We start from the raw sequence: 25,248 nt of genomic DNA on the forward strand, positions 1-25,248 counted from the left end.
TGAAAGATGACGGGTATAAATAATTAAAACCGTTGCTTTCAATATTAAACGGCTTTTAGCACCGCTCTCAGTCGCGGATATCGACGAGCCAGACGCCAACGCAATCTAAACCCACGGGCATTTTTCCAGATCATTGACCAAATACCGCGATCAAACAATTCATGAACGATCTGTTGTTTTATCTCAGAGGATTCTATCCCATTAATGGTATGCAAAATCCCTAGCCCCTCTTTCGCAATCTGCCAATGACATGCCGGCGCCTGCTTGACTTGCTGCGGATAACGCTGATTAATCTTATTCAGCATCTCCAAAATTTTCATATAGTGATGTGCTGTCCTCACCTTAATATGATCATCAGCAGGGGCATGGGACACCGAGGAGGCGTGAATCAGATAATCATAAAAAGATTCATCAATATATTGCACCCGATTTGCCGTTAACAAGAGTTCTGTCGTCCACGGAATATCCTGATGATGCAACCCCGGTTCAAACTGATAATGATGTTTTGTCAGAAAAGCTCGTTTATAGATATTTAGCCAAGTTACATGCAGGAATTTGCGTGAGCTAAGTGCTTGTTGCAACCATTCCGGCCCACTCAGAACCGCGGTAGAAGAGAGACGCTCAGAAGGAAAAATCTTTCGGGCTGGCCGACCATCATCATAAACATAATGACCGTTGCAAGTAGCAATATCCAAATCATTATTCTGAGCAATCTCTAACAACCGGTTATACATACCCGGATAAATGACATCATCAATATCAGGGAAAGCCACATAATCACCTCTGGCTTTCGCTAACCCCGTATTACGGGCAACAGAGACCCCTTGATTCTCCTGAATAATAATTTCTGTCTTCGGGAATTTATCGGCATATTGCTCAATAATCTGGCGACTATTATCCGTTGAACCATCATCAACCAAAATTAATTCAAAATCAGTTAGCTTTTGCCGAGATAGATTGACAAAAAACTGCGGTAAAAACCGCGCCCCATTATAAATAGGTACGACAATGCTGAGTTTTAGTGATATAGACATAAAATCAATATATTCCTTTAGTACAAAAGTGTTATTTTTATATTGACATTAGCTGGATATTTATCAGAAAAATAATTTCCACAGATAAAGATAAATCTAATAAATATTTATTGCCTTTACATTACACTTAAAAATAAAATAATAATGATTTATAGTGATTTTTATCTTAAATCATTATCATTGATATACACCATATAATCAAATACATCCATACCCTATGGATTTCAAGATGCATCGCGACGGCAAGGGAGCGAATCCCCGGGAGCATAGCAAACTATGTGACCGGGGTGAGTGAGCGTAGCCAACAAAGAGGCAACTTGAAAGACGACGGATATAGATAATTTATATTTTAATGCTACATCCATTGCCAATTAATTATTATATAAACATCTCCATTAATAATTTTTACCATCCAAAGTCATCAACAGCCGACATTTTCACCAATATTACTACTGAAACTAATAATAGTTCAACCGCAGTTAAACAATTACTCACTATATTTCACATCAACTAATATAATGATGGTATTGTTTATCTTTGGTTTTAGTAAAAAGCAGATAATAGTATTTGCAATGAAGCTGAGCTGTACTGGTAACGCGCACTATCCTACGTCATACGCAGTATTTTATTGCTTCCAGTGAATTATGTTGGGTTTTACCGGACCCCAGATTTTCATCTTCCACTCCCTAGAAAAGGAATCTAATATTATGAAAAAACAGGAAAAAATAGCCTCGCGGGCAATTATTGCCGCCAGCCTGCTGACACTGATAACGGGCTGTAGCCATATGGAAAAAATCCATATGCCAGAAGAAAATAAACCCGTCCTTTCTACTAAGCTGGACATCCATCAGCCAACATCGATCATTGTTCCTGTCACTATCTCCGGTAAAAAATATCAATTCTTGCTGGATACTGGCGCCAGTTATACCTTCATCGATCATAAGCTGGCAAAAACGCTGACACAAACCACACCAGAATCAAAAATACCGGTTACATTCCACCGTATGCTGTCCGATGGGCTGGTTACAACCAGTGAAAAACGCTTACACAAAGCTGACTTAACATTATGGCAACCCCTGGCGATTACCCTCGGTAATCATACGGTGCCAGGCTCTGATCCCTGGATTGGTATTGACATGAGTCTCTTTAATCAGTCCATTGGTCAGGAGCTGGATGGTATTCTCGGGATTGACACTTTTCGTCAGTTAAACTGGGAAATAAATAACCTGAACCACACATTGACAGTATGGCGCCATGCGCCTTCAATCCTAAATTATCAACAATGTGAACCTTACAGTGATAGCTACGGCAAATCTCCCGCAATCCAGATTTCTAATGTCGTTTTTAATATAGATACCGGGGCCGATTACAGCTATGTTGCTCAGGAATTTATTGAATATCTGAAAAAAGAGCACAAAGATAAAATTTCGGCAGGAACTAGTGTCAAATACGCGTCCGCTGGTGGGCTTGATAGTAGTAAAGAGTATCTAATTGATGGTTTTTATTTACAGCAACTGCCGGTAGGTCGTCTGAGAATTGGCGAAAATAAAAATGATCTCTACAATCTCGGTATGAGTTTCTTCTCGCGTTTTGATGATTATCTGTTTATTCCAAATAAAATGCTGCTCTGTTTTAACGCCAAAAATTTCACCCGTTATGACAATCCATTACTTCGCACGATTGCAATCCGTTATTTTAATAACAAAGTAGAGATATTTTACAACGATCCCAAAGATATTGAAAAATTTGGATTAAAGAACGGTGATATTGTATTGGAAGTTAATGGTCAACCCGCCCTTCCTAAAGATATCACCTATCTCCGCAATCAGTTGTCAGAAACACCATCGGGTAAATTGACAATAAAAATTGAACGAAATAACACCCAGAAAATTATTACCATTTGATAAAACCATTTATTGAGGGAGATATAGGTTCTCCTTCAATAAACTTATTCAAACGGGCAAAAGGGATTTGTGGAATCCTCCCTGCTGAAATCAAACAGATCTGTCAGCTCAATCTGTAAACCATTCGCAATAATATTGATGATTTCAAGGGTAGGATTTCTAACCCCACGTTCAATACCACTGATATACGTCCGATCAATTCCACATTTATCGGCAAAAGCTTCCTGAGACATGCCAGACGACTGCCTGAGATACCTAACTCTTTGTCCAAAAAGGGATTTTACAGCATTTGGCTTTTTCATCCGATAAGTATCGAATTATGTTACTTATCAGACCACGGACTATGAGTCACTTTTTATGGTAAGTTATGTTATCATATGTGACTTATAGTCTACTATGTAACGATTTACCTTTTCATATCAAAGTTATCCGTAACACGGAGGATTAATAATGAAAAATCAGGACTGGCACCCAGCAGACATTATCGCCGAACTGAAAAAACGGGGAACATCATTAGCAGCCGTTTCAAGGGAAGCAGGGTTAGCATCATCCACCCTTGCTAATACCCTGCAACGCCGCTGGCCCAAAGGTCAACGACTTATTGCCGAGGCTTTAGATTGCGATCCCGCTGAAATATGGCCTTCGAGGTACACAAAGTAAGTGGCTGTAGATCAAAAATGGAGTAGTTTATCAATGAGATAAACTGCTCCAACCTACTTTATATCATTCGGTAAGAATAATGATTACTTGTAGCTGCTTATATTTATCTTTTCCTATTCGCAACCCATTTTCTTATGCGAACGTAAAAAATCAGGTTGCCTTTTGCTTTCACGAAATACATACTTTTAATGTGTACTTAAAGTGTGTTTTTGAGGTGTGCCATGAAGCATAGAGTTAACGTAACAGTTGATAAAGAAAATTATCTGACACTGAGTTCAGCCGGTGTAAACATTTCAGGTTTTGTTAATGAAGTCATGACCAGAGAAGCTCAACGAATCAAAGCTGAAAGTTGGAAAGCAGATAATCGCAAAGGAATGGAAGAAGTTGCTCAATTTATTGAACAATATGGCTCATTTGCTGATGAAAACAGGAACTGGTAAATGCAATTTGTTGTTTATCAATACAAACGGAGCGAAAGCAAATACAGTATGTTTGTTGATGTACAAAGCGACATCATTGAAACACCGGGAAGGCGTATGGTTATTCCTTTGATTGAAGCTCATCATTTTTCAAACAAGGTGAATCGTCATCTATTTCCCATAGTGCAAATCAGAGATGAAAATTACCGACTTTTAACAACAGAACTTTCAAGTGTCTCAGAAAGCGTAATTGGAGAGAAAATCACTGATGTGAGCCAATGGTCATCTGATATCAAAGATGCGCTTAATCTCTTGTTTTGGGGAATTTAAATATCGCTGCTTATAATCTTTTGGAAAAAAACTAGCAGACTTTAGAAGTCTGTAATATAAACTCATTTGCCTGTCACCTCTAAAGGGTGATCAGTATCTATAACATAATTGTTTCCTTAACTGAATGCTATTACCGGGCTTAGAACCCCATATCTGGTTTTCAGTTTTTTCCATTTGTGCCAATCTGCTGCGTCTGTATGAATATTTTTCTATAAACAGAAGGGGTCATGCCCGTATTTTTAACAAAGGCCCTACGCATCACATCGCTGCTTCTGTATCCACAAGCTCCCGGTATTGCCTTGAGCGGGAGCCTGCCTTCCTCAAGCAAAATCCGCGCTTTCTCAATACGTGCATTCTCCAGCCATACTCCTGCTTTCATGTTGAGCTCCTGGCGGAACAGGCGTCCCAGATGCCTGATGCTCAGGTTCATATGTGTAGCCATGTCCTGCAAGCCACTTATGTCTTGTAGGTTTGCCTGCGCCCAGCGTTGCAAATCCTGAAAAGCGGCTCTCCCGGATAGGGACAACTGACTCCTGCGGATAAAGTGCCCCTGACAGACCGGTCGCCTGAAAAACATGACGAGACTTGCTGCCACCTCCATCGCGATCTCGCGGCCCAGATCCTCTTCAACCAACCGGAGCGCCAGATCCAGCCCGGATGTCACCCCCGCAGCCGTTCTCAGGGAACCATCAGCCACATAGAGCATGTCCGGTTCAACTGTGATTTCGGGAAAACGCATCGCGAGCAGTTCGGCACATTCCCAGTGGGTTGTCACCCGACGCTGCTTCAACAGTCCAGTCTGCGCCAGCAACAGGGCGCCAGTACAGACGGAGCCGTAACGCTGACTACGATGGCACATTTCGATGATTGCAGCACGCTCCTGTTCTGAAAGGGTATGGTTATGCGCATTCGGCGCGCCAGCCACAAGAAACGTGTCTGCCGAGTGACTGGTTGTATGGCTCAAAATCATATCGGCCACCAGCCTAACGCCTGACGAGGAAGTGATGATGTCTGAATCGGTCGACATCACGCTCAGGGAATAGACCTGCCGGTGCAATATGCGGTTCGCCTCAGCGAACACGTCCAAGGGGCCTGAAACATCGAGCAACTGAACGTCAGGCACAGCCAATATGGTGATGTTGTGAATCATTGCTTTGCAGAAGTCTTATTTAATCTTAGTGTCCTGAATCATCGTTATAAGTTAATTCAGGACAGGTGTCATGTGTTTTATGCTTACCTTCACTTAATCAACCGGAGACAGCATTATGAGTTTTTCAGTTAACGGAGTGAGTATTCCTGATACCCAAATAACCCGTGACGCAACCACATTCATCCGCGATACGGAATCTGATCTACTTTTTCATCATTCGAGTCGGGTTTACTATTGGGGGGCACTCGCCGGCCAGCGTCTTGGGCTTAGTGTGGACCATGAATTGCTCTATGTCGGATGTATGTTCCATGACATTGGCCTGACACATGAGCATTGCAGTTGTGACAAACGATTCGAGGTTGACGGCGCGAATGCGGCGAAACATTTTCTGCAAGGATACGGCATCGCTCAGGCCGATATTGATAAAGTCTGGACGGCGATTGCCTTGCATACCACACCGGGCATTCCAGAGTTTATGGCGCCCGAAATTGCGCTTGTCACCGCTGGCGTAGAAATGGACGTGTTGGGCATCAATTACGAAACGTTCAGCGACAGTGAGCGCACTGCTGTTGTACAGCAACATCCACGCACTGATGGCTTCAAGGAAGAGATCATTCAAGCTTTTTATGACGGCATCAAGGATAGGTCCCAGACAATGTTTGGTAGCTTCAATGTGGATATCATACAGGATAAAAAGCCCGGACTTGTTCCCCTCAATTATTGCAACGTGATCCGCAATTCCCGCTGGAAAGGCTGAGTGTCCTGCTGTGGCAGCCGAAGGATAACCTGCCAAAGTGCAGGTTATCCATTTTGAGTCTAAGAAGCAGGCACAGAGAAGAGCTGTCTAACCCTTTTTCTCCGCGTCAAAATCAAACAGATCTTTCAATTCGATCTGTAAACCACTTGCTATAACATTGATAACTTCAAGCGTGGGATTCCTGACGCCACGCTCGATGCCACTGATATAAGTGCGATCAAGTCCACATTTATCGGCAAAAGCTTCCTGAGACATACCAGATGCCATTCTGATATATCTAACTCTTTGTCCAAAAATGGATTTTATCGTGTCAGGTTTTTTCATTCGATAAGTATCGAACGATGTTACTTATCAAACCACGGACTATAAGTCACGTTTTCCTGTAACTCGTGTTACTAATATGACTTACAGCAAAAACACGATGAATTATGTTTTAATAACCAAGTGATCTGTCATTGGGAGGATTAAAAAGTTCAACATCATGGCACAAAAGGCATATATAGCTTCTCTTATCATTCACTTCCTTGATCCCTATAGACACTACCGCCTTTGTCTGGCTGGAGAGGAGCCGAACAAACATAACGTTACAAACCAAAAACATGAAAAAAACTTTAGATATATTAATCTATCAATAAATTTTAGTCACAGATATTATCTTAATTTTTATTTATTAAGCACGATTTTTGCGCGTATAAGCCGCTAATACCGTACGTTCTGACTGCTCCAGATAGCTTTTTAACTCGGAGGCCGCGCTTTCTGGTTCACCTTGCTCAAGTAACGCCAAAATATGGGCATTCTGATTGATATAGGGAACATAAAAAAGTTCAGGATCGTTCAGATAACCAAAAGCCAGACGCAATTCCGCAGAAATATGCCCATAGAATGTTATCAATCGTTCACTGTCCGTAAGTTCAACAATAGCTGAATGAAATGCCATATTTGCGGTTCCAACACCGCTCCAGTCCTGAGTATCACGGCACCGTTTAGCCATTTCGATTGCACCGCGCATGTGTTCAACCGCAGGATGCATAGGATAAGATTGCGCCAATGCCTGACATTCAATAAGCCGCCGGACGCGATAAATATCGATAATAGAAGCGATACTCGGTGTAGCCACGAAAACACCACGGTTAGGTTCATATCGCAGTAACCCTTCTTGAGTCAGTACACGAAAAACCTCACGTAATGTATTACGCGATATTTCAAGTTGTTCGCTCAAAGCCGCTTCTGATAGTCGTTGACCGGGTGATAACTCTCCAATAATCAGTTTTTGCCGGACAATATCTGTAACTTTTTCACTTAACGTCTTAGGAGAGGAATTATCTTTTTTCATAATAATTAATTGAAAGAGCTGACCAAATGTAGCAAACCTGACCACAAGTTCCCGGTTGCAAAGATAAGAATGGCAGGCATCTTCACACATTCACCAACTACCAGCAAGCATAGAGATTCCTCCCCACAGACTGTTTTCTACGCCAGAATGATTATTGCCTCACAATAGTGCATTAAACGCACCATCATAGAGCATCACTAAGGTAAAAAGTGATCTGGATTTCATTTTTATAATTAAAAAATAATTTTATTTGCCTATTCTTTCGCCTCATTCTATTTATTGCTCAACAATACAAAAACAATTATTTAACAATAAGTACAAATTATCCAACGATGGTACGCATATTGCTTGGATATCAATTTATCTACCGCACAGGAATTCAACCTATGACGACACAGCAAGCAACCGCGATTTTTATCCACCGAGGTGACACCACATGCAACAGATTGTGAATCTATGGCCGTTGATTGGCATCGCGGTCATTGTCGTGGGTTTTTTACTTAGGTTTAACCCGGTATTGGTGGTGATTGTCGCAGGGATCATCACCGGACTGGCAGCACATATGCCGATCACGGCAATTCTGGAAAAGCTAGGTTCCGGCTTCCTTAATACCCGAAATTTGCCACTAATTTTGCTGTTGCCGCTGGCAACTATCGGCCTTTTAGAGCGGCACGGTTTAAAAGAACAAGCTCAAACCTGGATTAGCAATATTAAAACCGCAACCGCCGGACGGTTGTTGATCATCTATCTATTCATTCGTGAAGTAACCGCTGCGCTAGGGCTGACCAGTTTAGGAGGACACCCGCAAATGGTGCGTCCCCTGCTGGCGCCAATGGTAGAAGGGGCTACGGAAAACCGTCATCATGACCTGCCTGACGATGTACGTTATCGCCTGCGGGCCATGTCAGCAGCAACCGACAATGTTGGACTGTTCTTCGGTGAGGATATCTTCGTCGCCTTTGGCGCAATCATCTTTATGCATAACTTTATGCTGGAGTCTGGGGGCATACAAACAGAGCCGCTACATATCGCTATGTGGGGAATCCCTACCGCCATCTGCGCCTTCCTGATCCACGCGTTCCGCTTGTCTCGTCTTGACCATCAAATCGCTACCAGACTGGCAGCACTGAATAGCATGGACAAAAATCGAAGTAAGGTGGAGTAATGTTTCAGCAACAATATCTTTATTGGCTGGCAGGCGTGATCCTGTTGGCTGTAGCAATAATGTCCTGGCGTGATCACACCAACCCTCGCCGCCTGACCACCAGCCTGTTCTGGGCGTTATATGGCATCGTATTTTTGGTAGGCGACTGGACTTACCGCTTAATAGCACTATGGGCAGACAACGAAGCCGAGGCCCAAAAGATGTTGCATATCAGTGTGGGGCTGATCGTTGTATTGATGGCATTGACGGCGGGTTTTGGCGGTGTGCGATTGGGTAGCTACCATCAACGCACACCTCAGCAACGGCAGGAAAGCGCCTCCCGTTTGGGGAATCGTCTATTTCTTCCCGCACTGGCAATCCCTATCGTCACGGTGATCGGCGTATTACTGTTTAACCACATCCCTGAGTTACAACAGGCACTGTTCGGTACCGGCAATCATGCCACGCTGGTGACGCTGTTTTCCATGACAATGGGCTGCTTAGTCGGATATGGCGTTGCACTGAAAATGACGCGTGAAAATGTAACTCAATCAACCCAAGAGGCGCGTCGCTTACTGGATTCCATCGGCTGGGCGTTTATCCTGCCACAGATATTGGCTACGCTGGGGCTATTATTCACCGTAGCTGGCGTCGGTACCGCAATTTCTCACCTGACAGAAAATTATCTGGCGGTGGATAACCGATTTATCGCGGTGGCGACATACATACTCGGCATGGCGCTATTGACGATGATAATGGGCAACGCCTTCGCCGCGTTCCCGATTGTCACCGCCGGGATCGGCATTCCCATTTTGGTGCTGCAACATGGCGGTAATCCGGCGGTCATGGCCGCCATCGGCATGTTCTCGGGCTATTGCGGTACACTGATGACCCCAATGGCTGCAAACTTCAATATCGTTCCTGCCGCACTACTGGAATTACCAAATCGCAACGCGGTCATTAAAGCACAAATTCCCACTGGAATAGCGCTACTGATTGCCAATGTTTTTCTGCTCTATTTTTTGATGTTTTTGTAAGGAGAGATCCCATGAAAACCGTTCTGATTACCGCTTTTGAACCTTTTGGCGGTGAAGCCATCAATCCATCGTGGGAGTCGGTCAGACAATTGCAAAACCAACAGCTATCTGGAGCACATATTGAGACACGCCAGCTCCCATGTGTATTCGGCACTTCTCTCACTTGCCTGTACACAGCGATTGATGAGATACAACCTGAACTCGTCATTGCCGTGGGACAAGCAGGCGGCAGACCAGATATCACAGTGGAACGCATAGCGATTAACATCAACGATGCACGTATTCCCGATAATCAGGGCAATCAACCCATTGATACCCCAATCGTGGCAGCAGGGCCTGCGGCCTATTTCTCCACCCTACCGATTAAAGCGATCGTCAGTGGCCTAAAAGCCGCAGGGGTCCCTGCTTCGATTTCACAGAGTGCCGGTACATATGTCTGCAACCATGTCATGTACGGCCTACTGCATCATCTGGCACTGACTTATCCCACAGTACGTGGTGGATTAGTACGTGGTGGATTTATCCATATTCCCTACCTGCCTGAACAGGCGGTAAAACACCACGGTACGCCAAGTATGGCGCTGGAAACAATCACAATGGCACTGAAAATCGCTATTCATCAAGCACTAGAAAACCGTGAGGACATTGTTATTAGCGGAGGAACGACTCATTAATTCAGCGTCTATCGGCGTAGCGTAAATTGCCTATCTGTAGAACTGAATTTTTTACTACTTTTTTGGCTATCACTTTTATTGGGGTCACGACGATGAACATGATTGATTTAAACAGCGATCTTGGCGAAAGCTTTGGTCAATGGAAAATGGGCGACGATAACGCCATGCTGAGTATTGTCACCAGCGCCAATGTAGCATGTGGATTTCATGCTGGTGATCCTGCCGGGATACTTCAAACCTTAAAATCTGCCCACAAAAATCAGGTAGTGATCGGCGCTCATGTATCTTATCCCGATCTGGTCGGATTTGGTCGCCGTAATATGGATATCTCCAGTCATGAGCTGATCGCGGACGTTATTTACCAGATTGGCGCGTTAAAAGGTTTGGCTGCGGCGGCGGGAACCACTGTAAGTTATGTCAAACCGCACGGCGCACTGTATAACACCATTGCCCATGATGAATACCAAGCCCTTGCCGTTATTACGGCGATTCGAGAAGTGGATGACAATTTAGCGCTGGTTGGATTAGCCGGGTCAAAAATATTGGATTTGGCGAGGGAAAAAGGTTTGCGTACCGTTGCGGAAGCCTTTGCTGACAGAGCTTACACTCCACAAGGCACGCTAGTTTCCCGCCGGGAAAAAGGGTCTGTGCTTCATGACGCGAATATCGTTGCCCGGCGTATGTTGCAATTAGTGACCGAAGGGGGAGTTGAAGCCATTGATGGCAGTTTTACCCGTATTCAAGCGGACTCCATCTGTGTTCATGGTGACAGCCCAGACGCGGTAGAAATGGCACGTCAGGTGAAATTAACCCTGCAACAAGCCGGGATCACCGTGCGCTCCTTTATTTAAATGCCCAGGAGTACCTAGTGCGTTTTTTACCTGTTAATTTGGATGCTATTATTGTCGAGCTTCATGATCTGAATGAAACGCTGGCGCTATTTGATTCACTTAACGCCCGTCCCATTCTAGGCGTAGAAGAAATTATTCCAGCGGCCAAAACACTGTTGATTCGATTCCGCCCCAATGTGGTTTCGACAGCCAAACTTGCCAGAGAAATCAATGGCCGCAACCTGAATACACTGAATAGGACAACAGGGAAACTCGTTGAAATCCCGGTGTATTACAATGGTGATGATCTGGTCGAAGTGGCAGAAATTCTCGGCATCACCACACAGGAAGTTATCCAGCGACATACAGAAAGTGAATACACCGTTGCTTTTACCGGATTTGCCCCCGGATTCGCCTATTTAGTCGCAAATTCAGACTGTTTACATGTTCCTCGCCGGATGACGCCAAGAGCCGGCATCCCCGCAGGATCAGTTGGTCTGGCTGGAGAATTCAGTGGGATATACCCTCAAGCCAGTCCGGGAGGATGGCAAATCATCGGTACCACGCCAGAGCGCATGTGGGATCTCTCACGTTCTCCCTCTTCCCTATTGCAACCCGGTTTCCGGGTACGTTTCAGAGATCAAGGCAAAGGGACAACAATCACTAAACCCGTCCCCCCTATTACGCCTATAGAGGACGTTTTATCTTCGCAGGTTGATAAACACGCCTCACTGAAAATCCTAACCACTGGAATACAAACACTTTTTCAGGATTTAGGGCGTTCAGGACAGGCTAGTTTAGGGATTTCTGCCGCCGGTGCGCTGGATAAAACAGCGCTGAAAAGCGCCAACCGAATCGTCGGTAATCCTTCGGACAATGCATGTCTGGAAATTGTGCAAGGAGGGTTAAGCTTTATCTCTCACGGCAATGTCATCATCGCTGTCACAGGCGCTGACTGCCCGATCACTGTTCAAACAGCATCTGGCCGAAAGTTTCAGGTTGATGGCTATCAGCCTGTTGATCTGGGTGACGGTGATAAAGTGACGCTAGGAACGCCCAAAGCGGGAGTGCGTTCTTATTTAGCAGTGCGTGGCGGCTTTGCCAAACAACCTATTCTCTCCAGCCTCTCTTACGATACGCTGGCACACATTGGCCCCAGTCCAATCGCTATAGGCGATACTTTGGATATTCTGACTCTCACGCAGGGTTCCGCTGTATCAATGGATGAAAGCCCGGCTTTCAATATGCCTACCACTGACGATATCGTTACACTGGACATTATTCTAGGGCCGCGCACTGACTGGTTCACCGCAGAAGCGCTATCCCTGCTAAAAAGCCAGCTTTGGCAGGTTACACCACAATCTAACCGAGTCGGTATTCGTCTGTATAGCGACACACCATTATCGCGCCTTAACCATAAAGAGTTACCGAGTGAGGGAACGACCACCGGCGCAATTCAGGTTCCTGCCAGTGGTCAACCGGTTTTGTTCTTAGCAGATCACCCTTTGACCGGCGGCTACCCAGTCATTGGTTCCGTTGCCAGCTATCATCTCGATCTTGCGGGACAAATTCCTGTCAATGCCCGTATCCGCTTCAACCCAATCACTGAATTTCACGAAATAAAAGAGAGCGATTGCCGCTCATGAGTACCACAATGACCATGAATATTAAAAACCATCCCATGAGAAAAGTTTTGATTGCTAACCGCGGTGAAATCGCCGTCCGTATCATCCGAGCCTGCCGGGATTATGGTTTACAATCTATCGCTGTCTACGCTGATTCGGACATCAATGCACAACATGTACAACTGGCTGATGAGGCTTATAGTTTAGGTGGAAACAGCCCCGCTGATACCTATCTTAATATTCCCCTATTATTGGATATTGCGAAACGTTCAGGCGCCGATATGGTACACCCCGGATACGGATTTCTGGCTGAACGGGCAGAATTTGCCCGTGCTGTTATTAATGCAGGATTGATCTGGGTTGGTCCTGAACCAGAGACCATTGATATTCTGGGTGACAAAGTTAAAGCACGCAAAATTGCCCAACAGGTAGGCGCGCCACAGGTTTCAGGCACAGAAGAACCGGTGAAAAACGCAGAGGAAGCTCTGGTGTTCGCGGAACAATATGGCCTGCCAATTGCGATTAAAGCAGCGTATGGCGGTGGTGGACGAGGCATGAAAGTGGCGTGGCGGCTTGATGAAGTCACCGAACTCTACAATTCGGCTGTTCGTGAAGCAACAGCGGCCTTTGGGCGTGGAGAATGTTTCATTGAACAGTTTCTGGATAAACCTCGCCATATTGAAGCGCAAATTCTGGCTGATAAACATGGCAATGTGGTGGTACTTGGTACACGTGATTGTTCACTGCAACGGCGTAACCAAAAATTGGTGGAAGAAGCGCCGGCCCCATTTTTGACCGAACATCAGCGTCAGCGTATTCATCAAGCGGCACAAGATATTTGCACCGCCGCTTGTTATATCGGAGCCGGAACAGTGGAGTTTCTACTCAGTGCCGACGGCACGATCTCTTTTCTGGAAGTCAATACCCGCTTGCAGGTCGAACATCCGGTCACTGAAGAAACCACCGGGATCGACATTGTGGTAGAACAATTTCGGATTGCAGAAGGTAAACCTTTATCATTGACCTCAACACCGATCCCTTTAGGCCATTCTTTTGAGTTCCGTATTAACGCAGAGGATGCGGGTAAAGGATTTTTACCGACGCCCGGAACGGTGACGGTATTTTCTCCCCCTGCCGGCCCAGGCATAAGGTTGGATTCTGGTGTTGCAGCAGGTTCCACCATCCCTGACACCTTTGATTCTCTGATGGCTAAGCTGATTGTCACCGGAACAACCCGCCAACAAGCTATTGCCCGTGCGCAACGAGCATTAAAGGAGTTCAGCATTGAAGGTGTTGCATCAGTATTGCCTTTTCATCGAGCAGTAATGGAACATCCTGATTTTATTTCCGATGACACATTTAACGTCCACACACGTTGGATCGAAACTGACTTTATCAATGATATAAAAATATCTCCGCGTCAGGAAAACCATTACCCAGAAAAGGTAACGCGTACTTTTATTGAAATTAATGGCCGTCGGCATGAGCTAGGACTACCCGCCGAATTATTAAAAGGACTATCATTACTTGATTCTGGGCAAAATTCCATCACTGAGAGCAAAGGTAGTGAAGCTGAGGAGACAATAACAGCACCAATATCCGGCGTTTTACAATGCTGGTATGTGCAGGAAGGTGATGAAGTTAAACAAGGTGATGTCATTGCTGTCATGGAAGCAATGAAAATGGAAACGCAACTTACCACACATCGTTCTGGGAAAATCGTTATCTACGCAGAAGAAGGCGGTTATCAACAGGCAGGAAATGTACTGGCAAGTATTAACGACGATTAACGCCAAATTATCACAATTAATTGGCTGATTTAACACATAAATTCACATTGCCCAATACAACATCAAATTGTGCGGATAATTTCCGCACAACTTTAATGAAGAGGTTAAATTTAAAATGCAATCAATATCGTGAAAAAGAAGATAATTACCCCCTTTATGAATAGGAAAAAATAACTATTAAGGGCAGTTTTTTAATCATTTCGTTAAGATTGACAATAAGGAAAATAAGTCATCACACAATTTAACAACTGTTTATTTGTCGTACTCCGAAAATTATTAACAAAACTATTTTTTATCAGAAAGAAATATTTACCAAATATTTTCAATATCATGATTTTCAATTTAAAATTGAGATGCGATTAAAACCAATAATAAAAAAACATAAAACAAAATAAAGGATAAAAAATTGTAATTTATCAATAATTATAAATTGATAACAGCAATATATATTTATCTAGTTAATGAAAAACAGCATGATAATTTTCGATTATTTTTATATATATTTAAATAATAAGAAATCATTAACTCATTACAAATTAACGGTTATAAATAGTGTAGAGGTTTATTTTCTACACTTGACAACATCAATAAAAACACAAAACAAAAATACAACAAAAACAAATAGTTATGATTACATGTCATATCAATAAGATATAAATCAAACTCAATAAGAATAAATCAATAAAAATGTCATAGCCCATATACTACACATATTGATATTTTCAAGAAATATATTAAATTCAGACCATTATTTTATTCCAACCATAGAAATATTATTTCATCAAAATATAATGTTACTCATTTAATAATTTTCATATCCATATGATAATTATGCGCATATATGCATCTATCTGAATAGTATATAAACTTACTATTACAACAACATCATAATATTAAATAATTTAATTGTTTTACATTTCCTTTACAATTACCAACGCAATTTAAAACTATAATAAGTCCCATATATATCTTTACAAACATATTTTTATATAGATTAGCATCACAATTTCAACATTACTCAACAAAACAACAACTCAAATAATTGCAATTACCATTAAACAGAATACTATATTAATAGTGGAATAAGATTTTTATTTAAAATATTTCCCTAATGGTCCCAAAGAAGATCAAGATAAAAAGCAAATTCAGCACCATTGATTAAAAAGGAAAAATATTCGTTACTTTAAATTATAATAATAGTGACGGCTAAGTAACCAGGAGAATAATGTGATAACAAACGATTACGAGTTGATGACCGCGCCAAACAGCGCACCAGTGAAAATGTGGACTCATGGTGTACCGGTAGAAACGGAAGCGCGTGAGCAACTGTTGAATATAGCAAAAATGCCTTTCATATTCAGCCATTTAGCCGTTATGCCTGATGTACATCTTGGTAAAGGTTCAACCATCGGCAGTGTCATTCCAACTCGTGGGGCGATTATTCCAGCCGCGGTAGGCGTAGATATCGGCTGTGGCATGATGGCAGTACGTACCTCATTGAATGCCAAAGATTTACCGGACAGCCTATATGCTATCCGCCATGCTATTGAAATTGCCGTACCACATGGACGCACGGCAAACCATAGCGGTAAGGATAAAGGCGCCTGGCAGCAACCGCCAAAAACCGTCGATCACCATTGGAGCGTGTTGCAGACCGGATTTAAACGGCTAACCGATAAATATCCACAATTACTGAAAACCAATAACCATCAGCATTTAGGGACACTAGGCACCGGTAATCATTTCATTGAGCTGTGTCTGGATGAATCTGACCGGGTATGGGTAATGCTGCATAGTGGATCACGCGGTGTAGGAAATGCCATTGGCAATCTATTTATCACTCTCGCCCAACAGGACATGAAACAGCATATCGCTAACCTGCCTGACCGTAACCTGGCCTATTTTGAGGAAGGAAGCCGTCACTTTGCCGACTATATGGAAGCGGTCGGTTGGGCGCAAAACTTCGCCCGCCATAATCGCGAAGTCATGATGCAACATACATTGGCAGCACTGGCGACGGTAATAACAAAACCGTTCACTGCCATAATGGAAGCGGTAAATTGTCACCACAATTATGTGCAACAAGAGCAACACTTCGGCCAAAACGTGTTAGTCACACGTAAAGGCGCGGTCGCGGCACACCAAGGCGTCATGGGCATCATTCCTGGCTCAATGGGTGCGAAAAGCTTTATCGTACGTGGTCTGGGAAATGAACAGAGTTTTTGCTCATGCAGTCACGGCGCCGGCCGAGTATTAAGCCGCACAGCAGCGAAAAAACGCTTCACAATAGAGGATCAGAAGCGTGCCACGGCACACGTGGAATGCCGCAAGGACAGCGACGTCATCGATGAAATTCCGATGGCCTACAAAGACATTGAGGCCGTAATGGCCGCTCAGTCTTCACTAGTAGAAATCGTTCACACCCTGCGTCAAGTGGTTTGCGTAAAAGGATAATCAAGATGAAAGAAAAATTTGGTATCAGTGACATCATGAAGCAACACATATGCCAAAAACTGGCGCAACTTGAGACAGAGCTGCAAATACGAATACTCTACGCCTGTGAATCAGGTAGCCGCGGTTGGGGATTTGCCTCAACAAACAGTGATTACGATGTACGTTTTATTTATGTACATGCGCCATCATGGTACTTACGCGTCGATCCCTCTCGGGATGTCATTGAACTACCGATCAGCGACGAGCTGGATATCTGTGGTTGGGAACTGCGTAAAACTTTAGGGTTGCTGAAACGAGCCAACCCGACACTGATGGAGTGGGCAGACTCACCGGTAATCTACTACGAAGACGTGGAGTTTATGGCAGCGCTACGTGCCCTATTACCAGACTATTTTTCCAACAACAGAGCGCGATATCACTATCTGTCGATGGCAAAGAAAAACTTTCGTGGTTATCTGCAAGGCGAGAAAATTCGGTTGAAAAAATACCTTTATGTACTACGTCCATTGCTGGCGGTACGTTGGATCGAAGCTGGCAAAGGTGTGCCGCCGATGCGCTTCGACACCCTGCTAGCCGGAACTGTTACAGACGCGGCGCTGATGCGAGAGATACAGACTCTACTTGCCATCAAGCGTAACGCTGACGAAACGGAGTATGGTCCACGTTTTAAACGCATTCATAACTTTATCTGCCGCGAGTTAGATGATTCAGTTACCCGCTGCGAACTCAAAGACAAAAAACATCTCCCAGATACCGAATTGGATCTACTTCTGATGCACACAGTACTTCACAATAATCATAAAGAGGAAGGAGAATACCTGTTAAAAAACGGATAAAAATCATACATATATGACATTTCAGCGATAAAGTTGGGTGTTCACAAAAAGTCAGAAAGCAGGGTTCTCCACCCTGCTCCAGAAATAAACAGATCAATTCTCTATTTTAGGCTGGAAAATTTATGTAGAAAAAATAGTTATATAATCATTAACCTAAAATAATATGAGGCACAAATCGTGATGTATCCTTCGTGATCCTGCCAATATCTTCCCTGACCGATAGACCAGCGGGCGTGTCATTAACGAGCCAACTACCGATAAGAACATGGCTATCACCAAACTTTGGCAATGGGGTGTATTGCTGCACAATGTAACCCTCTTCACCGTAAGGACCATCTACCTCTTCAACCACTTCTCCATCTTTATGAACACTAATATTCGCTCCCTCACGGCTGAATATCGGCTTCATAACGTAGTGAGTTAGACGCCTGGCTTGCGGATCATCGGCAAAATAAGCCTCAAGCAGATTTGGGTGTCCTGGAAACATCTCCCAAAGCAATGGCAAAATTGACTTATTCGAGGTGATGCATTTCCACATTGGCTCAAACCAGTTAACACCCGCCGTAACCAAGTGTTGAGCGTATTCCTCACGAAACATGAACTCCCACGGGTACAACTTGAATATAGAATCAATAATCTTGTTATTACTATCCGTAAACTTACCACACTCGCTGAGTCCAATATCTTCAATATAGACAAACTCGGTATGAATACCGGCATCTTTGGCGCAATCCGCCAGGTAATCAACCGAACCTTTGTCTTCTTCGGCACCCTTACAGCAGGCAAAATGAAGTGTGTTGAATGGCAAAAAAGGTCTCAATTCACAGAAGCGATTAACAAGCAACTCCTGTAGTAAGTTGAACTGATCAGCGGCATGAGGCAATTCACCACGGTTAACTTTATCTTCCAGCCACAACCAACTAAAAAAACCATGTTCATAAATAGAGGTCGGCGTATCTGAATTAATTTCCAATAACTTCGCCGGATTTTTACCATCATAAGCAAAATCAAGACGACTATAGAGACTTGGATCTCTGCGCTTCCAGGATGCGCGAACCAGTGACCACATTGCTTCTGGAATTTGGAATCTAGCCATCAACTCATCACTGTTGACCACTTGCTCCACTGCTTGCAGGCTCAACCGGTGGATTTCCGCTGTCGGAACTTCAATATGTTCTTCAATCTGCTTGAGTGTAAACTGATAGTAACGGTCTTCCGTCCAGTACGGTTCATTATCGATTGTATGGAAACCAAACCCAAATTCTTTTGCCCGCGCTTTCCAATCATGACGAGGCGTAGTTGGGATCTGAATCATGACGTTAACCCTTTGATAATGCTTATTTGAATCTTGGAAAAAATCATCGCACAAACGCTTAATTCAACAATCATGCCTCGATGCAAGACACTGATAACAAAAAGCCTGCGAATAAAATGTCAGCGCCGGTTAACCACCCCAACTGTATTTAGCGGAAGATGTTGAACCAAAACCACCAGAAGACTTGGTAGTGACGATTGGCTTACTATCATAACCCGAATAACGGGAATCGCCGCTTTTAAACCTCTGTTCCTTTTCACGTATCAAGCGTTCTCGATACATTCTCTCCCTGTGTTTACGGTCTGAATAATCACCGATTTCATCAACGATCCCAGATGTAATATAAGCAGCTGATCGGGGGTTCAGTACAGGATTTATACCTGTAACTACATTTCCAGAATTTGCATACAAAGCGCCATGTGTATTTGTTCCAACCTGAGAAACTTCTTCCTCAATTGGCAAGCGAACTGTTTCCAGCGGCTGCAAATAACGTCGGTTCATCTCGTACTGGATATTGCTAATATCAGAATAGGCGCCAATGACCTTGCCATCAGCAAAAAAAAGCTTACCGTACAAGTCGCTATAACCTGATGTTGAAGTAAATAGCGGCTGGTAAAACACGTTGCGATACTTTTCAGCCATATCATATCGGCTAAACTGTTCCGGCTTCACCTCCGCCATCATAAAGGCGGCCATCTTCGGTCGATAACCTACAGCCCCCGGCATTGCTTCACACTCACCATACTCAAGCTCACACATGGCTTTCTTACGAAATTTCTGCGACGTACGTTCCGCTTCACGTAATGCCGCTTGATATGTGGTTTCACACTGAGCCGCGATCGTATTCTTTGGATTATTCTGACAAGACGCCAGATCCTTATAGACATTGATTGACAGTTCATCCGCCGATTGACCGCAACCCACGAGTGAACCCATACTGAGCACCAATGACGTGAATGAGAACCCACGCCAATATTTACGTTTACTCTCAATGTTGATGGCAGTGCTGCGCATTCTGCGCTTTTTGTTCCCGTTCGTCATACGATCCCCAAATCAGTAAGTCATGCAGGCTGCGTTTAAAAGACCAACAGAAACTGACACCGACGCCAGCACAACCGCAGCAGGGACCTCATTATTCTCGATGCGAGATACAATCTTTGGCATCATAAATATGCGAACCATGAAGAAGCCAACAATCTGAGCCAACAGCGCGACAACACTCCACATAACGAAATCAATAACCCCCACAGAGTTGCTTGCCGCACTTGCAATGGCGATGCTGTAACCAACCAGCGCGCCGCCAAGCGATATCGCAGCGGCGCTATTCTTCTCTTGCTTGATAAGTTTCCACTCATCATGCGGAGTAATTATTGTGTAGATGAATTTGAAAACGATGAAAAAAACCAGCGCCAACCCAAAACACAAGCCAAAATTGCCTACACCATGCATAAATTGCGTGAAAGCCTGTTCTTCATTTTCCAATGTGATCATTTATGCCACCACTTTAAAATCAGTTTGGTTAAGTTGAATACCGGTGCTCAGTACCATCAATCTATCCAGGTTACTCCCTACCACTTTTTCTTCTCCCACAACTTGAAGCTCTTCTGTTCTGTTATGAGCAACCTGACGCGAATACACCATCACAAACTGATCAGTTTCAGTTATACGCCCCTCTTTAGTGTAAGTTTTCTCGGTAACAGCCACTGGCTTAACATTGTCCCACAACTGAGAGAACTGAGTGCCGTCGAGATCATATTCCCCATTTGGCGTGACGATACCGTTTTTAATGAGAGCATCCCATTGAACTTGCGAATCTATCGGTTTAGTTTCGTAAAAATACCACAGACTCACTTCCTTCACGCCGTCATCCCCCTCCCCTTCTTGAAGCACTTGAAGGTAACCTTCATCATCCGTGTAATAACGAACCAAACGCACGTTATCATCTAAGTCGACAACACCAACGGAACATATAAACTGAGTTGAAGCCGCATTTTCGATCGTGAGGTCAGATTCAATCAGTTTTAGCATCAACGGGTCTATCTCAAATACACCACCGATACGCAAACCTAATACTTCCGGCACCTTTGGAACAACGGGCGCAACCGTCTTGCCCCCGAATGCGCTCTTAAACGCATCTGCGATTTTGGAAAGCATAGAAATATCTCTTGATAAGAAGATCCCACTTTAAAAAGCAGGATCTTGATTTAACAACTTGGGGTTTACTTGCCAAGGATACGAGCAAGTTCATCTTCCGCGGACATAGCGCTTGAAGTTATGCCTGCCTCTTTAAGCTTTTTATCCAGATCGCTAGAAGTCATACTATCGTGAAGCTCTTGCTGAGCTTCGAACTGAGCCGCTTTCTCAGCCTGACGTGACTTGATGCGCTCAAGGGAATCAAGGGCGGTAGATGTTTTTGAAGAAGCGCCAACGACAGAGTTATGAGTCGCAGCCTGGGCTTTCTGCACCTGTTCAGTTGCTTTAACCAAATCAACTTGATTCTCAAGCTGAGACACTTTCTTTTTCGCTTCTTGCACATTGTGTCGGTGCGTCGCTTCAGTCTTCTGGAACGATTCAAACAACGCTTGCTCTCTTTCCAGTTCATCACGCAGGGTCGCAACTTTCTGAGCACACTCCAGAGCAAGCCCATTGTCGCCTTTACCCGCGGCAGAGCGAGCATAACCCTCGTACTCGGTGATACTGTTTTTGATATCCGAGACCTTTTTCTCCGCCATTTTTCGTTTAGCAATCATGCTAACCAGGCTTTCATCCGCACGGCGGATTTCTGCTTTTACTTCTCGGATTTCCTGATCAAGAATCGTCAGTGCGTTGCCATCAGCGACAGATTCTGCCGCATTATTTACCGTTCCTTTAATTGCCTTAAAAAGCTTTTTCCATACATTCATTGATATTTCCCCTACACTGTTATTTTAGGAACTCAGAATACGCATCAAGAAGTTCAGTGATGTTGGTAAACAGCATTGAGACTTCGATGACAACGCTTTCTTGTTTTGATTCTGATGACAATGAACCAAAAGCGGTATAGTAAGATTGACCATCGACTTTAGTTATTCCAACGGAAGTCAAAGGCATCATTTTGTGCGTTTCTAAAATAAACTGATTTAAAGAAGCGGGATCTAAAACATTCTCTTCCGAAAACAGTAATGCTTCCACTGTAATTTGCCTGCCGCAAATCGCCAGATGTGCTTTAATTCCGTCTTCGTTAGTAATTGCAAGACATTCACCTATTTGCTCTACAGTCCAGTCGTTACCAGATTCATTAAGAGCTTTAATCACTTGATTTAATTCCAAACTATCTACTCCACTGGTTTGTTTTATCATTAAAATCAGCATATTAAGTTTAAATTATCATCAGATTATACATTTTTCAATAAGTATTACGTTAAAATAGCCCAGTATTAAACCTAAGATATTCATAAGCATGGTAAATACTAAAAACGCATAAAACCTTAAATACAGCATTACTGAACATTATTAAAACCTTATACCCTTCGCTAAGTGGCCTTGTGCTATCTCAAGACCTCCCGCACAAAACACCATGAGAGTATTCGCATGAAAAAACTTATCCTGATGGATGATTAAAATCACGCTTAACTAAGGTTGCTTTATAGCTTTGGCGTATCACCGTAAATAAAACAGAAAATTGCAGGCTAAAATAAAAACTTCCAGTAAAACCAATCGATATTGATAAAAGAATCCCTTTTGGTTATCAACTCATTTAACCTTCTAATATCGAAACTAAAATTTTCTTCAAACTCCCATTTATCTCCGACATAAAAAAGCTTTTCTACTTAGCGCTTCTTACATTCAACAGAGATTAACCTTATGCATTAACTATCAGATTTAACCTTTATTTACCGTCATAATCTTTTCATCACCATTTAAACTATCTGTTTTCACTTCATTTGAAAACTAAGAGAGCTGCTTTATTCAATAAACAGAAAAGCGATGATTATAGATATTAAAAGGGTGATAAAACATTTATATTTTTACTATTTTACATTGAGATATCTTTTAACGACAAATAGTTAGGTTCACGGACAGTAAAAGCTTGTCGGAAAAACTTTACCTACAATCTGCGGCTCCCTTCATCTTTAAGGGAGCCAGCTTTAATCATTCTTTAATATGAACAGATTTACCATTAAAGGTAACAACCTGCCCGGCTATCGCTTTATAACGTTTACGGGTTTCTATCTGACTATTAACTTCAACCAAACCTTCCGCAATAACCGCTTTAGCGCTAGCGCCGCTTTCACTCCACCCTTGAAACTTCAACAGATCACACAACGCCACATAAGGGTGGCCTTCTAAATAAAAAATTTCCATCAACAACCTTCAATTGTTTCCACATCATGGTATTCCTCGCAGGCTTGCAAGGTATTCTGAATAAGTGTCGCGACTGTCATCGGGCCAACCCCTCCTGGAACCGGAGAGATCCAACTTGCCCGCTCTGATGCAGTTTCAAAATCAACATCACCAATCACTTTGCCATCGTCCAGTCGGTTAATGCCTACATCAATAACAATAGCGCCGGGTTTAATCCACTCACCGGGGATAAAGTTTGGTTTACCAACCGCCACAATGAGTAAATCCGCATGTTCCACATGATGACGTAAATCTTTAGTAAAGCGATGAGTCACCGTAGTGGTACAACCAGCTAATAACAACTCCAGGCTCATTGGACGACCAACAATATTTGAAGCGCCGATAACGACAGCATTCAACCCATAAGTGTTAATTCCACAACGCTCAAGCAACGTTGCGATACCGCGCGGCGTACAGGGACGCAACTTTGGCGCGCGTTGACACAAACGGCCAATATTATAGGGATGGAAGCCATCAACATCCTTATCAGGCTGGATACGTTCCAGAACTTTGACATTATCAATACCGGCAGGTAAAGGGAGCTGAACCAAAATTCCATCAATTTCTGAATCATTATTAAGCTGATCGATAAGATTCAACAACTCTGCTTCGCTGGTGGTATCTGGCAGGTCATAGGAACGGGAAACAAACCCGACTTCCTCACAGGCACGGCGTTTACTTGCGACATAAATCTGAGAAGCAGGATTTTCGCCGACTAAAACAACGGCAAGACCAGGAGCGCGTCTTCCCGCAGCAACACGTTGTTGAACACGCACTGCGACTTCACTTCTGATTGTCTGCGCAATCGTTTTCCCGTCAATAATTTTTGCTGGCATGTACGAATAAATCCATAAATCAAACATTGGGATACTGCCTATTTTGTCAGAACATGAACGTGCTGTCAGTTTTATTGATAATCAGAAAATAGCCAGATGAAGACTTATAAGCAGAAAAGCCATTGACTCAATGGGTTGTCACCGTATAATCTCTTCCCGCATCAAAGCATTACTGATGCAGCTCATCTCTCAAGATGCGCCCTTAGCTCAGCTGGATAGAGCAACGGCCTTCTAAGCCGTAGGTCACAGGTTCGAATCCTGTAGGGCGTGCCATATCAACCTCTCTCATCGTCTAGTAAAGCTCATAAAACCCCAGTAAACACAAAAAGTTAAGCTCTCCTTGTTCTCCAGAAGTCTGGTAAGGTTCTCTGAAATCTACATTGTGGGGGTATATTTGGGGGTACGTTCAGGTTCAATGAAGTGAGATACCCCCTGATGAAGCTAATATTATAGGATGTGCGGAATTCAACCCTGTTCACTTTTTTTGGTTTGAGGTGAACGGTTGGATGAAGAGTAGTGATGAGCCTATTTTCAAGTCATCATCATTTAACAAAATGAATTTAAATAAAAATATTTAAAGGTGAATAGGTGAACAGTTTTACTCCTAATTCTTTAATAGGGTGAGGTAAGCGAAAAAGTTTTCTCTGGCAGGTGTTTTTCAGCTCTCCGATTTACCGAGTTAATTTATTAGCCCGGTAAATCGAGAAGACAAGCGCAGCGCATCAGTTTCTCGCCTT

Annotated in this window: 26 protein-coding genes and 1 tRNA gene; 14 read left to right on the forward strand and 13 right to left on the reverse strand. The window is 43.4% G+C overall.

Annotation, left to right across the window (positions count from 1 at the left end):
- Positions 1-44 precede the first annotated feature (44 nt).
- On the reverse strand, positions 45-1,034 hold the full coding sequence (locus tag EAE92_RS03000; RefSeq protein ID WP_214066988.1) for a glycosyltransferase: 990 nt from the start codon (positions 1,032-1,034) through the stop codon (positions 45-47).
- 707 nt (positions 1,035-1,741) lie between these two features.
- Here EAE92_RS03000 and EAE92_RS03005 point away from each other — a divergent pair.
- The gene (locus tag EAE92_RS03005; RefSeq protein ID WP_214066989.1) at positions 1,742-2,938 is read left to right on the forward strand and encodes an aspartyl protease family protein; all 1,197 of its coding nucleotides are present in this window, start codon (positions 1,742-1,744) and stop codon (positions 2,936-2,938) included.
- A 44-nt stretch (positions 2,939-2,982) separates the two neighbouring features.
- Here the strand turns inward: EAE92_RS03005 and EAE92_RS03010 are convergent, their stop codons facing one another.
- Positions 2,983-3,240, reverse strand: a complete 258-nt coding sequence (locus EAE92_RS03010) for a helix-turn-helix domain-containing protein (protein WP_071647114.1) — start codon at positions 3,238-3,240, stop codon at positions 2,983-2,985.
- A 148-nt stretch (positions 3,241-3,388) separates the two neighbouring features.
- Between EAE92_RS03010 and xreR2 the strand changes: the two genes are divergently transcribed.
- The 3 genes from xreR2 to ccdB all read left to right on the forward strand — a co-directional run bounded on the left by xreR2 (position 3,389) and on the right by ccdB (position 4,347).
- On the forward strand, positions 3,389-3,598 hold the full coding sequence (xreR2, locus tag EAE92_RS03015) for a cell morphology transcriptional regulator XreR2 (RefSeq protein ID WP_036811682.1): 210 nt from the start codon (positions 3,389-3,391) through the stop codon (positions 3,596-3,598).
- Positions 3,599-3,819: 221 nt separating this feature from the next.
- Positions 3,820-4,038 (forward strand): type II toxin-antitoxin system antitoxin CcdA, encoded by a 219-nt coding sequence (ccdA, locus tag EAE92_RS03020; protein ID WP_214066990.1) that lies wholly within the window; start codon positions 3,820-3,822, stop codon positions 4,036-4,038.
- A complete protein-coding gene (gene ccdB / locus EAE92_RS03025; protein WP_214066991.1) occupies positions 4,039-4,347 on the forward strand; it encodes a type II toxin-antitoxin system toxin CcdB in 309 nt (102 codons plus the stop codon).
- A gap of 160 nt (positions 4,348-4,507) precedes the next feature.
- Here the strand turns inward: ccdB and EAE92_RS03030 are convergent, their stop codons facing one another.
- Positions 4,508-5,497 (reverse strand): GlxA family transcriptional regulator, encoded by a 990-nt coding sequence (locus EAE92_RS03030; RefSeq protein WP_214066992.1) that lies wholly within the window; start codon positions 5,495-5,497, stop codon positions 4,508-4,510.
- Positions 5,498-5,612: 115 nt separating this feature from the next.
- On the opposite strand from EAE92_RS03030, the gene EAE92_RS03035 reads away from it, so the two are divergent.
- A complete protein-coding gene (locus EAE92_RS03035) occupies positions 5,613-6,254 on the forward strand; it encodes an HD domain-containing protein (RefSeq protein WP_214066993.1) in 642 nt (213 codons plus the stop codon).
- Positions 6,255-6,341: 87 nt separating this feature from the next.
- Here the strand turns inward: EAE92_RS03035 and xreR1 are convergent, their stop codons facing one another.
- Together xreR1 and EAE92_RS03045 are read right to left on the reverse strand one after the other, a co-directional pair.
- Positions 6,342-6,578 carry a cell morphology transcriptional regulator XreR1 gene (gene xreR1 / locus EAE92_RS03040; protein ID WP_071647112.1) on the reverse strand — a complete coding sequence of 79 codons (237 nt, stop codon included), beginning with the start codon at positions 6,576-6,578 and terminating at the stop codon, positions 6,342-6,344.
- Positions 6,579-6,924: 346 nt separating this feature from the next.
- Positions 6,925-7,587, reverse strand: coding sequence for a GntR family transcriptional regulator (locus EAE92_RS03045; RefSeq protein ID WP_214067058.1), 663 nt, complete (start codon positions 7,585-7,587; stop codon positions 6,925-6,927).
- Between the two features lie 436 nt (positions 7,588-8,023).
- Here EAE92_RS03045 and EAE92_RS03050 point away from each other — a divergent pair, with 436 nt between their 5' ends.
- The 8 genes from EAE92_RS03050 (at position 8,024) to EAE92_RS03085 (ending at position 17,977) form a co-directional block, all read left to right on the forward strand.
- Entirely contained in the window at positions 8,024-8,752 is a 729-nt protein-coding gene (locus tag EAE92_RS03050; protein ID WP_214066994.1) for a DUF969 domain-containing protein, read from the forward strand.
- Positions 8,752-9,768 (forward strand): DUF979 domain-containing protein, encoded by a 1,017-nt coding sequence (locus EAE92_RS03055; RefSeq protein WP_214066995.1) that lies wholly within the window; start codon positions 8,752-8,754, stop codon positions 9,766-9,768. Before EAE92_RS03050 ends, EAE92_RS03055 begins: the two co-directional genes overlap by 1 nt.
- Before the next feature lie 11 nt (positions 9,769-9,779).
- Positions 9,780-10,442 (forward strand): pyroglutamyl-peptidase I, encoded by a 663-nt coding sequence (gene pcp, locus EAE92_RS03060; RefSeq protein WP_214066996.1) that lies wholly within the window; start codon positions 9,780-9,782, stop codon positions 10,440-10,442.
- 92 nt (positions 10,443-10,534) lie between these two features.
- The gene (locus tag EAE92_RS03065) at positions 10,535-11,293 is read left to right on the forward strand and encodes a LamB/YcsF family protein (RefSeq protein ID WP_214066997.1); all 759 of its coding nucleotides are present in this window, start codon (positions 10,535-10,537) and stop codon (positions 11,291-11,293) included.
- A 17-nt stretch (positions 11,294-11,310) separates the two neighbouring features.
- Positions 11,311-12,918: a 5-oxoprolinase subunit B/C family protein gene (locus EAE92_RS03070; RefSeq protein ID WP_214066998.1), complete on the forward strand. Its 1,608-nt coding sequence runs from the start codon at positions 11,311-11,313 to the stop codon at positions 12,916-12,918.
- 14 nt (positions 12,919-12,932) lie between these two features.
- Positions 12,933-14,687 carry an acetyl/propionyl/methylcrotonyl-CoA carboxylase subunit alpha gene (locus tag EAE92_RS03075; RefSeq protein ID WP_422616046.1) on the forward strand — a complete coding sequence of 585 codons (1,755 nt, stop codon included), beginning with the start codon at positions 12,933-12,935 and terminating at the stop codon, positions 14,685-14,687.
- Between the two features lie 1,227 nt (positions 14,688-15,914).
- A complete protein-coding gene (locus EAE92_RS03080) occupies positions 15,915-17,141 on the forward strand; it encodes an RtcB family protein (RefSeq protein ID WP_339959345.1) in 1,227 nt (408 codons plus the stop codon).
- A gap of 5 nt (positions 17,142-17,146) precedes the next feature.
- Positions 17,147-17,977 carry a nucleotidyltransferase domain-containing protein gene (locus EAE92_RS03085; protein ID WP_214067000.1) on the forward strand — a complete coding sequence of 277 codons (831 nt, stop codon included), beginning with the start codon at positions 17,147-17,149 and terminating at the stop codon, positions 17,975-17,977.
- 148 nt (positions 17,978-18,125) lie between these two features.
- On the opposite strand, the gene EAE92_RS03090 is transcribed toward EAE92_RS03085, so the two are convergent.
- The 8 genes from EAE92_RS03090 to folD form a co-directional block, all read right to left on the reverse strand.
- Positions 18,126-19,292 carry a glutathionylspermidine synthase family protein gene (locus EAE92_RS03090; protein WP_214067001.1) on the reverse strand — a complete coding sequence of 389 codons (1,167 nt, stop codon included), beginning with the start codon at positions 19,290-19,292 and terminating at the stop codon, positions 18,126-18,128.
- 129 nt (positions 19,293-19,421) lie between these two features.
- Positions 19,422-20,333 (reverse strand): DUF1190 domain-containing protein, encoded by a 912-nt coding sequence (locus tag EAE92_RS03095; RefSeq protein ID WP_214067002.1) that lies wholly within the window; start codon positions 20,331-20,333, stop codon positions 19,422-19,424.
- A 12-nt stretch (positions 20,334-20,345) separates the two neighbouring features.
- Positions 20,346-20,783 (reverse strand): DUF350 domain-containing protein, encoded by a 438-nt coding sequence (locus EAE92_RS03100; protein ID WP_214067003.1) that lies wholly within the window; start codon positions 20,781-20,783, stop codon positions 20,346-20,348.
- Entirely contained in the window at positions 20,784-21,446 is a 663-nt protein-coding gene (locus EAE92_RS03105; RefSeq protein ID WP_214067004.1) for a YjfK family protein, read from the reverse strand. It lies immediately after the preceding gene.
- A gap of 65 nt (positions 21,447-21,511) precedes the next feature.
- Complete coding sequence (locus EAE92_RS03110; protein WP_214067005.1) at positions 21,512-22,195, reverse strand: PspA/IM30 family protein; 684 nt, start codon at positions 22,193-22,195, stop codon at positions 21,512-21,514.
- Positions 22,196-22,214: 19 nt separating this feature from the next.
- On the reverse strand, positions 22,215-22,631 hold the full coding sequence (locus tag EAE92_RS03115) for a DUF2170 family protein (RefSeq protein WP_214067006.1): 417 nt from the start codon (positions 22,629-22,631) through the stop codon (positions 22,215-22,217).
- Between the two features lie 792 nt (positions 22,632-23,423).
- Entirely contained in the window at positions 23,424-23,636 is a 213-nt protein-coding gene (gene ybcJ / locus EAE92_RS03120; RefSeq protein ID WP_036811637.1) for a ribosome-associated protein YbcJ, read from the reverse strand.
- On the reverse strand, positions 23,636-24,511 hold the full coding sequence (gene folD, locus EAE92_RS03125; protein ID WP_214067007.1) for a bifunctional methylenetetrahydrofolate dehydrogenase/methenyltetrahydrofolate cyclohydrolase FolD: 876 nt from the start codon (positions 24,509-24,511) through the stop codon (positions 23,636-23,638). The genes ybcJ and folD overlap by 1 nt, the downstream gene beginning before the upstream one ends.
- A gap of 196 nt (positions 24,512-24,707) precedes the next feature.
- Between folD and EAE92_RS03130 the strand changes: the two genes are divergently transcribed.
- A tRNA-Arg gene (locus tag EAE92_RS03130) sits at positions 24,708-24,784 on the forward strand.
- The last annotated feature ends 464 nt before the right edge of the window (positions 24,785-25,248 follow it).

The sequence above is a fragment of the Photorhabdus hainanensis genome (genome assembly GCF_018448965.1).
Lineage (GTDB): Bacteria > Pseudomonadota > Gammaproteobacteria > Enterobacterales > Enterobacteriaceae > Photorhabdus > Photorhabdus akhurstii.

Coding starts and splice junctions, on each gene's coding strand:
- EAE92_RS03000 (WP_214066988.1), bottom strand. CDS start 1,034: ATGTCTATATCACTAAAACTCAGCATTGTCGTACCTATTTATAATGGG.
- EAE92_RS03005 (WP_214066989.1), top strand. CDS start 1,742: ATGAAAAAACAGGAAAAAATAGCCTCGCGGGCAATTATTGCCGCCAGC.
- EAE92_RS03010 (WP_071647114.1), bottom strand. CDS start 3,240: ATGAAAAAGCCAAATGCTGTAAAATCCCTTTTTGGACAAAGAGTTAGG.
- xreR2 (WP_036811682.1), top strand. CDS start 3,389: ATGAAAAATCAGGACTGGCACCCAGCAGACATTATCGCCGAACTGAAA.
- ccdA (WP_214066990.1), top strand. CDS start 3,820: ATGAAGCATAGAGTTAACGTAACAGTTGATAAAGAAAATTATCTGACA.
- ccdB (WP_214066991.1), top strand. CDS start 4,039: ATGCAATTTGTTGTTTATCAATACAAACGGAGCGAAAGCAAATACAGT.
- EAE92_RS03030 (WP_214066992.1), bottom strand. CDS start 5,497: ATGATTCACAACATCACCATATTGGCTGTGCCTGACGTTCAGTTGCTC.
- EAE92_RS03035 (WP_214066993.1), top strand. CDS start 5,613: ATGAGTTTTTCAGTTAACGGAGTGAGTATTCCTGATACCCAAATAACC.
- xreR1 (WP_071647112.1), bottom strand. CDS start 6,578: ATGAAAAAACCTGACACGATAAAATCCATTTTTGGACAAAGAGTTAGA.
- EAE92_RS03045 (WP_214067058.1), bottom strand. CDS start 7,587: ATGAAAAAAGATAATTCCTCTCCTAAGACGTTAAGTGAAAAAGTTACA.
- EAE92_RS03050 (WP_214066994.1), top strand. CDS start 8,024: ATGCAACAGATTGTGAATCTATGGCCGTTGATTGGCATCGCGGTCATT.
- EAE92_RS03055 (WP_214066995.1), top strand. CDS start 8,752: ATGTTTCAGCAACAATATCTTTATTGGCTGGCAGGCGTGATCCTGTTG.
- pcp (WP_214066996.1), top strand. CDS start 9,780: ATGAAAACCGTTCTGATTACCGCTTTTGAACCTTTTGGCGGTGAAGCC.
- EAE92_RS03065 (WP_214066997.1), top strand. CDS start 10,535: ATGAACATGATTGATTTAAACAGCGATCTTGGCGAAAGCTTTGGTCAA.
- EAE92_RS03075 (WP_422616046.1), top strand. CDS start 12,933: ATGAATATTAAAAACCATCCCATGAGAAAAGTTTTGATTGCTAACCGC.
- EAE92_RS03085 (WP_214067000.1), top strand. CDS start 17,147: ATGAAAGAAAAATTTGGTATCAGTGACATCATGAAGCAACACATATGC.
- EAE92_RS03090 (WP_214067001.1), bottom strand. CDS start 19,292: ATGATTCAGATCCCAACTACGCCTCGTCATGATTGGAAAGCGCGGGCA.
- EAE92_RS03095 (WP_214067002.1), bottom strand. CDS start 20,333: ATGACGAACGGGAACAAAAAGCGCAGAATGCGCAGCACTGCCATCAAC.
- EAE92_RS03100 (WP_214067003.1), bottom strand. CDS start 20,783: ATGATCACATTGGAAAATGAAGAACAGGCTTTCACGCAATTTATGCAT.
- EAE92_RS03105 (WP_214067004.1), bottom strand. CDS start 21,446: ATGCTTTCCAAAATCGCAGATGCGTTTAAGAGCGCATTCGGGGGCAAG.
- EAE92_RS03110 (WP_214067005.1), bottom strand. CDS start 22,195: ATGAATGTATGGAAAAAGCTTTTTAAGGCAATTAAAGGAACGGTAAAT.
- EAE92_RS03115 (WP_214067006.1), bottom strand. CDS start 22,631: ATGATAAAACAAACCAGTGGAGTAGATAGTTTGGAATTAAATCAAGTG.
- ybcJ (WP_036811637.1), bottom strand. CDS start 23,636: ATGGAAATTTTTTATTTAGAAGGCCACCCTTATGTGGCGTTGTGTGAT.
- folD (WP_214067007.1), bottom strand. CDS start 24,511: ATGCCAGCAAAAATTATTGACGGGAAAACGATTGCGCAGACAATCAGA.